Genomic DNA, 11,871 nt, shown 5'->3' on the forward strand with positions numbered 1-11,871 from the left:
AGCCTGATGTACAAGGACCTCAAGTTCCCCATCCTCATCGTCCACCGTGCGATCAAGGCCGACAGTGTCGCCGGTGAGCGCATACGGGGTATCGCCGAGGAGCTCAAGCAGGATGGCTTCGCCATCCTCGCCGCCGCCGACCATGCCGAAGCGCGTCTGGTCGCCGCCACCCACCACGGCCTGGCCTGCATGCTGATCGCCGCCGAAGGCGTCGGTGACAATATCCATCTGCTGCAGAATATGGCCGAGCTGATCCACCTGGCGCGGCTGCGTGCACCGGATCTGCCGATCTTTGCCCTGGGCGAGCAGGTTACCCTGGAAAATGCACCTGCCGAGGCGATGAGCGAGCTGAACCAGTTGCGTGGCATCCTCTACCTGTTCGAAGACACTGTGCCGTTCCTGGCCCGACAGGTGGCGCGGGCTGCGCACAATTACCTCGACGGCCTGCTGCCCCCTTTCTTCAAGGCGCTGGTGCAGCACACTGCGCAATCGAACTATTCCTGGCACACGCCCGGCCACGGTGGTGGCGTGGCGTATCGCAAAAGCCCGGTGGGCCAGGCCTTTCACCAGTTCTTCGGCGAAAACACCCTGCGTTCGGATCTCTCGGTCTCGGTGCCGGAGCTGGGGTCGTTGCTCGATCACACCGGGCCGCTGGCCGAAGCCGAGGCCAGGGCTGCGCGCAATTTTGGTGCCGATCATACGTTCTTCGTCATCAATGGCACCTCGACCGCCAACAAGATCGTCTGGCACGCCATGGTCGCGCGTGACGACCTGGTGCTGGTGGACCGCAACTGCCACAAATCGGTGGTGCATGCGATCATCATGACCGGTGCCATCCCGTTGTACCTGTGCCCGGAGCGCAACGAACTGGGCATCATCGGGCCGATCCCGCTCAGCGAGTTCAGCCGCGAGTCGATCGCGGCCAAGATTCAGGCCAACCCCCTGACCCGTGGTCGTGCGCCGCGCATCCGCCTGGCGGTGGTGACCAATTCCACCTATGACGGTCTGTGCTACCACGCCGGCCAGATCAAGCAGGCCCTGGGTGCGAGTGTCGAAATACTGCATTTCGACGAGGCCTGGTTCGCCTACGCTGCTTTCCACGATTTCTTCAGCGGGCGCTATGCCATGGGCACCGCCCGCGAGGCCGACAGCCCGCTGCTGTTCAGCACGCACTCTACCCACAAGCTACTGGCTGCCTTCAGCCAGGCCTCGATGATCCACGTGCAGGACGGCGCCCTTCGCCAGCTTGACCGCGATCGCTTCAACGAGGCGTTCATGATGCATATATCGACCTCGCCCCAGTACAGCATCCTGGCATCGCTGGATGTTGCCTCGACAATGATGGAAGGCCCGGCCGGGCGATCACTGTTGCAGGAGATGTTCGACGAGGCCCTGAGCTTTCGTCGCGCGCTGGCCAACCTGCGCGCGCACATTGCGACCGATGATTGGTGGTTCAGCATCTGGCAGCCGCCGGCGGCCGAAGGTATCCAGCGCCTGGACGCGCAGGACTGGTTGCTGGAGCCCGGCGCCCAGTGGCACGGCTTTGGCGACGTGGCACAGGACTATGTGCTGCTCGATCCGCTCAAGGTGACCCTGGTGATGCCAGGGCTGACCGCCGAGGGCGTGCTCGGCGAGCATGGGATTCCAGCGGCGGTGGTGAGCAAGTTCCTCTGGGAACGTGGGTTGGTGGTAGAGAAGACCGGGCTGTACAGTTTCCTGGTGCTGTTCTCCATGGGGATCACCAAGGGCAAGTGGAGCACGCTGCTGACCGAATTGCTCGAATTCAAGCGCCACTATGACGCCAATACGGCCCTGCAGCTGTGCCTGCCCAGCGTCGTGGCCGTCGCACCGTTACGATATCAGCGGCTGGGCCTGCGCGACCTGTGCGAGCAATTGCACGACTGCTACCGTGCCAATGCCACGGCCAAGCAGCTCAAGCGCCTGTTCACCCGCTTGCCGGAAGTGGCCATGAGCCCGGGGCAGGCGTACGACCGGATGGTCAAGGGGGAGGTCGAAGCGGTGCCGATCGAGCAATTGCTCGGGCGCATCTCGGCGGTGATGCTGGTGCCTTATCCGCCAGGTATTCCGCTGATCATGCCGGGCGAACGCTTCACCGAGGCGACCCGTTCGATCCTCGACTACCTGGCCTTCGCCCGAGCCTTCGACAGGGGCTTTCCCGGCTTCGTTGCCGATGTCCATGGCCTGCAGCATGAAGGCGAGGGGCCCTACACGGTGGATTGCCTCACGGAATGCGGATGATCTCGACGCCGCTCTGGGCCAGTTCGAAGCGGTCTTCACCCAGGTAATTGACCCGGTCGCCGATGGCCAGGCGATAGGTGGTGATCGGCGCGCCAAGGGTGCTGCCGTCCGCCTGCAAGGTCGACTCCTGGAATTCATGCACCGGGTAGATGCGGCCTTCGGCGTCGCGGGCGTGGAATTGGCCGACCAGTACTGCTGCCATGTAGGTTGAAACCTCTGAAATATGGAGAAATATCTGCAGACATAGACCAGCGAAGGGGGCGGGAAGTTTTCTTGTTACGGAAAAAAACCTCGAGGGTGAAGAAGGGTCATCTATAACTACACAGTTCCCCTTTCCCAGCAGAGGATGCAAATCGCCATGAGCCAGGTCTATTCGGTAGCGGTCGTTGTCGGCAGCTTGCGCAAGGACTCCTACAACCGCAAGGTGGCCCGCGCCCTTTCGGAGCTGGCGCCGTCCAGCCTTAGGTTGAAAATCATCGAGATCGGTGATCTGCCGTTGTACAACGAGGATGTCGAGGCCGCGGGCGTGCCGGCACCCTGGCAGCGTTTTCGCGACGAGATCCGCCGCAGCGATGCAGTGCTGTTCGTCACCCCGGAGTACAACCGCTCGGTGCCGGGGGCGTTGAAGAACGCCATCGATGTTGGCTCGCGACCTTACGGGCAGAGTGCCTGGGGCGGCAAGCCGACGGCGGTGGCCAGTGTGTCGCCGGGGGCGATCGGTGGCTTTGGTGCCAACCATGCATTGCGCCAATCGCTGGTCTTTCTCGACATGCCCTGCATGCAGATGCCCGAAGCCTACATCGGAGGCGCGGAGACACTGTTCGACGAGGCGGGCAAGCTCAGCGACAAGACTCGGCCGTTCCTGCAGGCATTCATTGACCGGTTTGCCGCGTGGGTGAAGCTGAATCGGGCGGTCTGATAGCGCTCGTTATCCTTTTCGCGGGCAAGTCGCAGTGGCTGTTCGCCGCTGCGACGTGCCCGCGAATGCGTCATTGCCCATCCATCACACGCCTTGCGGCATTTCCCCCTTGGCCAGCCGCCGATTGATATCGGCAACCACCTCCGGTAGCTTGTTGATGGTGTCGATCAGGTAGTGCGGTCGCGAACCCTCGAACAGCGTATGAATGCGCTTGCGCTCCTGCTCCAGTTGCTCGGCGCTCAGCGCCTGGTATTGCTCCCAAGTCAGCCCCAGCGCATTGCCCGAGCACACCAGCGCCACTGTCCACATCCCGGCACGACGGCCTTCCAGAATGCCCGGTACGGTGTCGTCCACCTTCACGCACGCGGCGACATCGTCGATGCCCAGGGCAATGACGTTGGCCAGGGCCTGGGCCGGCCATGGGCGACCGTTGGGCGTTTCGTCGGTGGCCACCACGTGATCGGCGACATAGCCATTGCGTGCTGCCAGCTCTACCACCTTGTCCATCACCACTTTCGGGTAGCCCGAACACGAGCCGATCTTCAGGCCCTCGTTGCGCAGCCCGGTGAGAGTGTCCAGTGCACCGGGAATCAGCGCCGAATGCACGGCGATCTTCTCGATCTGCAGGGGCATGAAACGTTCGTAGATGGCCGTGACGTCATCATCGGTCGGGGTACGGCCAAATACCTTGCGGTAACGCTCGGCGATTTCCGGCACATCGCACAGAGTGCGGATATGGTCCCACTTGCCCATGCCCATCGGCCCGCGGGCCTCATCGATGGATACCTCGACATCGAATTCGGCAAAGGCCTCGACGAAGATCTGGGTCGGGGCGAAGGAGCCGAAGTCGACGACGGTGCCGGCCCAATCGAGGATGGCGGCTTGCAGCTGGGTGGGGTTGCTGTAGTTCATGTGCGCGATTTCCTTCAATGAGGTGGGCAAAGGGGTCAGATATCCAGCACTTCCATTTCCCGCAGCACCTGTGCCACGGCATCGACGGCGGCCTGCATGCCCGCCGCACCGACCACACCGATGCAGCCGACGCGGAAGGTCTCGACCTGGGTCAGCTTGCCGGGATAGAGAATGAAACCCTTGGCCTTGACCCGCTCGTAGAAGTCCTTGAACTGGTAACGGGCGTCCGTGGGGGCGTGGAAGGTGACGATGATCGGTGCCTGGATGTCGGTGGGCAGGAAGCTGCGCAGGCCGATCCTGGCCATGCCGTCGAGCAGGGTCCGGCAGTTGTTGGCGTAGCGTTGATGGCGCGCTGGCAGGCCGCCTTCTTCAGCGTACTGTTGCAGTGCTTCGTGCAGTGCCGCGACCACGTGGGTCGGCGGGGTGAAGCGCCACTGGCCGGTCTTGGCCATGTAGGTGTGCTGGTCGTGAAGGTCCATGGCCAGCGAGTGGGCGTTGCCTTCGGCAGCGGCCAGGGCATTTTTCTCGGCGAAGACGAAGCCCATCCCGGGCACACCCTCCAGGCATTTGCCGGAGGCGGCGATCAGTGCTTCGAACGGCACTTCACGGGCATCGATGGGTAGCGCGCCGAAGGAACTCATGGCATCGATGATCAGGCGTTTGCCGTGGTGCTTGACGACCTGGGCGATTTGGTCGAGCGGATTGAGAATGCCGGTGCTGGTTTCACAGTGAATCAGTGCCACGTGGGTCACGGCCGGGTCGGCGGCGAGCAGGCGATCGACGTCGGCGGCGGTGGTCGGTTGGTCTTCGGCGGTTTCGAAGGTGCTGTAGTTGCGGCCCAGCACCTTGCAGATCTTCGCCAGGCGCTGGCCATACGCACCGTTGATCAGTACCAGGACCTTGCCATCACGCGGCACGAGGGTGCCGATGGCCGCTTCCACGGCAAAGGTGCCGCTGCCTTGCAGGGGCACACAGTGGTGGCTGGCGCTGGCGTCCAGAATCGCCAGCAATTGCTCGCAGACGCTGGCGGTCAGTTGGTTGAAGTCACGGTCCCAGGAGCCCCAGTCCACCAGCATGGCCTGGCGGGTGCGGATCGAAGTGGTCAGTGGGCCGGGGGTCAGCAGAATCGGGGCGCTGGTCATTGCGGGGCTTCCTCGCAGGCAGTGGGCTGAAACGACGGGGCTAGGTTGCAATTCGCTCAGTCATCAATCAAATTGTTTGTTGTTATGCCAACCATAAGTCAGGCCGATAAATGAACCTGTTCCAACTCCGTGCCTTCGATGCCGTTGCCCGCGAGGGCAGCTTCACCCGTGCTGCGGCGCGCCTGTTCATCAGCCAGCCGGCGGTGACCGGGCACGTCAAGGCGCTCGAGGAGCATTATCAGATCACCCTGCTGCGCCGCACCGCACGGCGTGTCGAGCTGACCGAGGAGGGTACGCGTCTGGCGGCCATTACCCGGGCCATGTTCGGCCTGGCCGAAGAGGCCCAGGCGATGCTCGAAGCGAATCGTCAGTTGCTGACCGGGCGTCTGGAGGTCGCAGCAGACGGGCCGCACCGGGTCATGCCGATGCTGGCGCTATTGCGCGACCGCTACCCTGGCATCACCGTCAACCTGCGCCTGGGCAATGCTCAGGAAACCCTGGCGGCGTTGCTGTCCGAGCATGCCGATGTGGCGGTGCTGACCGAGGTGGAGCCGCGCAAGGGCCTGTATCTGCAGAGCCTGGGCGAGTCGCGTCTGTGCGCCTTGCTGCCGGTCGGTCATCCCTGGGCCGCCGAGCCGGGGGAGCTGGCGCTGAGTGCCCTGGACAAGCAGATCATGGTGCTGCGTGAGCCTTCGTCGATCACGCGGCAAACCTTCGACCAGGCGTGTGCCCAGGCCGGGGTGCAGCCGCGCGTGCTGCTGGAGCTGGACAGCCGAGAGGCTGTGACCGAGGCTGTGGCGGCCGAACTGGGCATCGGTATCGTTTCGTCGGTGGAAGTGGCGCACGATCCACGGGTGGTGGCGCGGCCCATGCTTGGCGAGGGACTGCTCAACCGGCACATGATCGGCTGTCTGGAGCGTCGCCGTGAGTTGCGCCTGATTCAGGCATTTCTAGGATTGGCCGTAGCGATTTGAGGACGAGCATTTGCGGTAGCTTTTCCTGCTGAACCTTGAGTGGCGTCTTGTCGATGGTATGGCCATTATCCAAGGAGTCATGCCCATGCCTGCTGCTGAACAGAGCGTCGATATGCTCGACGAATTCATCGCGGAAAACCTTCCTGATTGGCTAAGCAAGGCGTCTGTGGAGGAGATCACTGCGCTGCGCGCAGCCTACGCAGAGCACCGGGCCAGCGAAGAGTTGCTGGTCCAGTCCTTTGCCGATGTGCAGCCACCCCATACATTCGCCAAGACGTTGCTGCAGGATGCAATCAGGGAGCGTACCGGAAAGACGCTAGATCTGGACCATGCGCTGTGGCGGGAGCGCTGGCAGAACTACAGCCTTCTGGGCGGTGAGGAACTGATCGTTCACCACAGCTTCGAACCGGCGCTTGATCACCTGATGCAGAATTTCGTCGAGAATCAATCCTTCGATGGCCACAGCGGACTGATCCACGCCGCGCCGGGTCAGCCCCTTGACACGGCGCCATTGTTGATCGACAGCAAGATCCTGTCAGGTATTTGCCGCAGCGTAGACGTTGGCAAACACTACCAGGCACTCCTCGACAAGGTCGTGGACGGTGCGCTCAGCCTGGAACTGCGCGAAGAAAAGCGCCAACGGTTGGCGCTTGCAGTGGCGCTTGCCGTCGTCAAGAAACAGTTGAGCGCCGCAGACGTGGCCATGCTGCGCCAGGTGCTGGCTGGTGTGTCACCTTCCCATCCCGACAGCGCTTCAGTAAGTGTGAAACGCTTGCGGATACTGGGTTGCAGCTTGGCCACGGGCGTGACGTTCGAGTTGCTAGGCACCCCGCCGGGCAGTTTGCCTGCCGATGCTACGCGCACCGTTGGCATCATTCTGTACTTGGCCCATCGGCCCCTGCAGCGGTTCGCCTCGTGGGGCGACCTCAATACCTACTGCCAACAATTGCTGGCAGACCCACAGGGCCTGACACAGATACTGTACAGCCTTCAGATGAAGGATCGTGCCTCCTTCCTGACCTTGTTGCGCAAACGTCTGAAAGATCCCAAGCCCGACCTCGAAGTGACAGGCCATGCCCTGAGCAATGGGTTGTTCAACGACCTGACCTCATTGCATATCGCACAGTTACGGGCCGATTCGGCGTACCTGCTGGTATCGAACGCTACTGCGGATGAAAACAACAAGCGGTCGCGCTTGGATACCTTGGAGTCGGTGGGTAGCAGCTTGCTGCAAATGGCCAGCTTCTTCGTGCCTGGACTCAACGAATTGCTGCTGGCGCAGATGGTGGTCGAAACCCTGACGGAGGCCTATGAAGGCGTCACGGATTGGCATCGGGGGCATCAGCACGAAGCGCTCGAGCACTTGCTCGGGGTCGCCGAGACGGTGGCGGTCAACGCCGTCCTCGTCGCTGGCGGTAAGGCAGTGGCACAGGGTTTCAAGCGCAGCGCCTTCGTTGAAGCGATGGTGCCTGTTCAAACCAGCGCCGGTGGGCGTCTTTGGGTACAGGATCTGGAGCCCTATCGCAGTACAGACAAACCGGCGAACACCAAGTGCGGTCACGACGGTCTGTATCGCCATGGTGACCGTGCGTGGTGGCGGTATCAGAACCACGATTATGAAGTGCGCAACGATCCTCAGCGCGCGCAGTGGCATATGGTGCACCGTGCCGGCAACCGCAGGTTCAACCCTGGCCTGCAGTGGAATGGCGAGTGTGGCTGGCGGCTTGCCTGGCAAAAGCCGCAGCAATGGCAGGGCGCGCGGGTGCTGCTGGAGCACCTGTGGCCTCAAGCCTCGGAGTTGGATGCACAACAGTGTTCACAGGTCCTGACCATCGCCGACATCGACGAGGACGGCTTGTACGAGCGTGTCGCGCAGCAGCAGCGGCTCCCGGTGGCGCTACGCGATACCCTCGAGCGCTATGTGCTGGATAAACGTATAGACACCTTCTTCGCGGCCCTGCACAAGAATCAGCCGGCAGGTGACGAAGCGCTGATGCAGGCGTGTATCGATCAGCTGCCTGCCGAGGACCGAGTGGCTGCACGTCGTCGGCAGTCCATTCTGGACCGGGAGCACGAGTTGCGTGCCTGGGTGATGGACAAGCTTTCTGGCGATTATCTGCAGCGCGACGCCTTGATGGTGATCGTGACCAAGGATTTCCCGCGGTTGCCCGATGTCTATGCCCACGACATCGTGCAGCAGGCAAGCGTCGACCAGCGGCAACACATGGCGTTGAAGCTCGCCTTGCCGCTGGCATTGTCCGAGCAGGCGCGACAAGCGCTGGTAACGTCGCGTGTTTGCCGAATGCTGCAGGGCCTGTATCTGAAGAATGCCTATTCCGACCACTTGCCGGATCTGGTGTTCGCGTTATTGCGACGTGTCACGACATGGCCGTCGCGGACCAATTTCGAAGTGCGCCGCGACTCGCTGAGCGGGCATGTGCTCAGTCGCATGCACACCCTCGACCCTGCCTACCCGCCTAAGGTTCTGGTCCACCACCTTGGCCAGATGCAGGTGTACGAGGGTGGCCGTCGTCTGTTCACCGACGGGCAGCCGGCGCCTGGCGGCCTGCTGGAGACCTTGCTGCACTTCCTTCCCAAAACCGAATGCGAGCGCTTGGGCTGGACCGGCAGCGAGGCCATCGCCAAGATGCGCGCCGATCTGCAGGCCCGCCTGCCAGAAGGCCGCGGCCACCTGCTGGCGATGATGGGTATCAGCACCACGAAGCCCCGTTTCACAGCGCCGCGGCGCGTGTCAGGGGGGCGCTTCGGTTATCTGCTCAGTGGCCGGGGCGATGCCAGCCGTCTTGTCGAGCGCACGCTACAGGACCGTTTGCGCAGCTTGTACCCAGGCTTCGATGCCCAACAGCTCATGGCTCACTTGAGCTCGCTGGAGCGTCAGCCCGGTTCGACGTTCAGTGCTTTGCTGCGTGAGGAGGAAAGCTTTCGCCAGCTCGACCAGACACTGAATATCTGGTCCGAGGCAGCGAGCAGTGCGGTGCAAAGGCCGATTCGTCGCGTCGTTGCCGATGAACTGCGTCGTTGTTGGCGCAGGCAGGGTGTGGTGGCTCGCAACCGTGCAGATGGCCAGCCAGGTATGGCGCTGGTGCTGACCGGCCTCGGCGTGCGGGAGCTCCCTGCGCTGGCGACACAGATGGGTTTTCTCCATATAACCGAAATGACGCTGGTGAACATGCAGTTGCAGACGGTGCCTGCCGAGTTCCTACGACCGTTTGGCGAGCTATTGACCTTGAACCTGGACAACAACAACCTGACGACCTTGCCGAGCGGGCTTGCGCATCTGGGACAACTGCGTGAACTGACCATGGCCGGCAACCGCTTGCAACTCACTGCGGATGACTACACGACGCTGGCCGGCCTGCAGCAGTTGCGCGTCCTGGACCTTGGCAACAACCCGTTGTCGACGTTCTCTCTCGGCCTGGCAGGCCTGCCGCGCCTGCGTCAGCTTGGCTTGCGCGACACCTCGTTGACTGAGATCCCCGAATCGCTGGGCCTGGGGGTCTCGTTAGACTATGTCGATCTACGCGACAACTTGATCGATACCTTGCCACAAGGGCTGGGCGACTCCCGTATTTCGTTGCGTCGTGGGCTTGCCTTGCATGGCAATCCATTGCCGCTGGACTACCAGCAGCGTTGGTTGGGAATCCAGACCCCCTCTGAAAGCGATGCGAGCCTGGAGGGCGAGCCTGGCTCGATGCAGGTCTGGCAGGATGGACTCTTGGGGCCTGAGCGTGTGTCTCGCGCCATACAGTGGGACAGATTGAGCGACGAGCCGGGCAGCGGCGATTTTTTCCAGTTGCTGCATGATTTGGCGCGTACCAGTGATTTTCGCGTGGCGCGCTCGAATCTGCAGGAGAGGGTCTGGTCGGTGTTCGATGCGCTGGAGCAGAACACAGCGCTACGAAGGGAGTTGTTCGAATTGGCAAGCCTGCCGCGCTCCTGCGTCGACAGCGTCATTTCCTCGTTCGGGGCCTTGGAAGTGCTTGCACTGTCCTCCACGGCCGTGAGTGATATGACCAACGTTGGCGAGGCGCAATTGTTGAGTCTGGCTCGCCGCCTGTTTCGTCTGGACCGCGTCGAGGCCTATGCCCGCGAAGATATGCAGCGCCGCCGCAACGATGGGCGCGATGTCGATGAGGTGGAGGTCAGCCTTGCCTACCGGGTTGGCCTGGCGAGTGCGTTGGATCTGCCGGGACAGCCGAGCAGTATGCAGTTCGAAACGGTCGCTGGAGTGTCAGAGAGCGATCTGGCTGCTGCACGTGCGGCGGTCCAGGAGTCCGAGGCAGGCGAGGCGCTGATCACCTACATCAGTGAACGGGACTTCTGGTCCCGCTATCTGCGCCAGCAACATAGCGATAGCTTCGACGCGCTCGAGACGCCGTTCTGGGAGCGCATGGAAGCGCTGGATGCCCAGCGAAGTACCATGGACGACCAGACGTACCTGACGAATGTCAGCAAGCTTGCGAGCGAGCGTGAGCAGGTCGTGATCGGCGAGGCCAAGCGCCTGACCCGCGAGGCTCTGGCCCGGCTGGCAAACTGAGTGGCGCCCGGCACTGGCGTTTTTCGCCTGGCGGCCTAAGATGGCCGCTGGGCGAGCCCGGGACAACTGATGACCGAGAAAGACACCATCTCCATGCAACTGGTGCGCGAAGCACTCTTGCAGACCTGCCCGCAGGGCATGGGCGATCCTGTGTTGCTGGCGCGTGCTGGCATCGACCCGCAGCAACTCGACCAGCCTCATGCTCGGGTCGGTGCCGACGCCTATGCGCGCCTGTGGCGCCTGCTGGCGCGGCGCTGCAACGATGAGTTCTTCGCCATGGACCCGCGTGGCCTGCGCAGCGGCAGCCTGGCCTTCCTCTGTCGGGCAAGCATGGCGCAGCCCACGCTCGGCGCCGGGCTGGAGACTGCCTTGGGGTTTCTCTCGTTGATGCTCGAAGACCTGCAGCCGGGGTTGGTGCGCCAGCAGAGCCTGGCCGAGATCGCGATCAACGAACCGCGCGATGAGCCCCGGCGTGCCTTCACCTATTTCACGTTCTGGATGATCGTCCATGGCGTCGCCTGCTGGCTGGCGGGCCGCCGCATCCCCATCCTCGCCATCGACCTGCGCTGTGCCGAGCCGCCGTTCTGCGACGACTATCGGGTGATGTTTTCCGAGAACCTGCAGTTCGAGCGCCCGCGCACGCGCATGATCATTGCCGCCGATTGCCTTGACCTGCCCCTCAGGCGCACGCCCGAGGAATTGCAGAAGTTTCTCGCCGAGGCTCCGGGCAACATCCTGGTCAAATACCGTGACCCTGAAAGCCTCGCCCGGCGCGTGCGTCGCATCCTGGGCCAGCTCGACCCCGGCCAGTGGCCCGACGCCGAACGCATGGCCCGCGACTTGTGCCTGTCGTTATCGACCTTACGCCGTCGTTTGGCAGAGGAAGGGCAGACTTATCAGGGGCTCAAGGATAGCGTACGCCGACAGCTGGCGATCGACTGGCTGAGCGAGGGCTCGCTGGCGATGAGCGATATTGCCGAACGCCTGGGGTTTGCCGACGCCAGTTCGTTCTATCGCGCGTTTCGTAAATGGTTTGGCTGCAATCCTGGCGGGTATCGAGCCTTCGTATTGGGGGGCGCGCAGGTACAAGGCAAGGATTCCGGCTGA

8 protein-coding genes are annotated in these 11,871 nt (G+C 62.7%); 5 read left to right on the plus strand and 3 right to left on the minus strand.

Annotated elements, in window-relative coordinates:
• The first annotated feature begins 6 nt into the window (after positions 1 to 6).
• Positions 7 to 2,259, plus strand: a complete 2,253-nt coding sequence (locus ACPZMI_RS17040; protein WP_411382917.1) for an Orn/Lys/Arg family decarboxylase — start codon at positions 7 to 9, stop codon at positions 2,257 to 2,259.
• On the opposite strand, the gene ACPZMI_RS17045 is transcribed toward ACPZMI_RS17040, so the two are convergent.
• Positions 2,243 to 2,461, minus strand: coding sequence for a hypothetical protein (locus ACPZMI_RS17045; RefSeq protein WP_054894341.1), 219 nt, complete (start codon positions 2,459 to 2,461; stop codon positions 2,243 to 2,245). The two genes, ACPZMI_RS17040 and ACPZMI_RS17045, sit on opposite strands and share 17 nt — an antisense overlap.
• Before the next feature lie 156 nt (positions 2,462 to 2,617).
• On the opposite strand from ACPZMI_RS17045, the gene ACPZMI_RS17050 reads away from it, so the two are divergent.
• Positions 2,618 to 3,178, plus strand: a complete 561-nt coding sequence (locus ACPZMI_RS17050; protein WP_288375965.1) for an NADPH-dependent FMN reductase — start codon at positions 2,618 to 2,620, stop codon at positions 3,176 to 3,178.
• Between the two features lie 84 nt (positions 3,179 to 3,262).
• On the opposite strand, the gene phnX is transcribed toward ACPZMI_RS17050, so the two are convergent.
• Positions 3,263 to 4,090: a phosphonoacetaldehyde hydrolase gene (gene phnX / locus ACPZMI_RS17055; protein ID WP_426352706.1), complete on the minus strand. Its 828-nt coding sequence runs from the start codon at positions 4,088 to 4,090 to the stop codon at positions 3,263 to 3,265.
• Positions 4,091 to 4,125: 35 nt separating this feature from the next.
• Complete coding sequence (locus ACPZMI_RS17060) at positions 4,126 to 5,232, minus strand: 2-aminoethylphosphonate--pyruvate transaminase (RefSeq protein ID WP_186666168.1); 1,107 nt, start codon at positions 5,230 to 5,232, stop codon at positions 4,126 to 4,128.
• A 110-nt stretch (positions 5,233 to 5,342) separates the two neighbouring features.
• Between ACPZMI_RS17060 and ACPZMI_RS17065 the strand changes: the two genes are divergently transcribed.
• The 3 genes from ACPZMI_RS17065 (at position 5,343) to ACPZMI_RS17075 (ending at position 11,871) form a co-directional block, all read left to right on the plus strand.
• Entirely contained in the window at positions 5,343 to 6,206 is an 864-nt protein-coding gene (locus ACPZMI_RS17065) for a LysR substrate-binding domain-containing protein (protein ID WP_186708018.1), read from the plus strand.
• 85 nt (positions 6,207 to 6,291) lie between these two features.
• A complete protein-coding gene (locus ACPZMI_RS17070; protein WP_426352707.1) occupies positions 6,292 to 10,764 on the plus strand; it encodes an NEL-type E3 ubiquitin ligase domain-containing protein in 4,473 nt (1,490 codons plus the stop codon).
• Between the two features lie 69 nt (positions 10,765 to 10,833).
• The gene (locus tag ACPZMI_RS17075; RefSeq protein WP_426352708.1) at positions 10,834 to 11,871 is read left to right on the plus strand and encodes an AraC family transcriptional regulator; all 1,038 of its coding nucleotides are present in this window, start codon (positions 10,834 to 10,836) and stop codon (positions 11,869 to 11,871) included.

This window comes from Pseudomonas wayambapalatensis, from assembly GCF_049942315.1.
Taxonomy (GTDB): domain Bacteria; phylum Pseudomonadota; class Gammaproteobacteria; order Pseudomonadales; family Pseudomonadaceae; genus Aquipseudomonas; species Aquipseudomonas wayambapalatensis.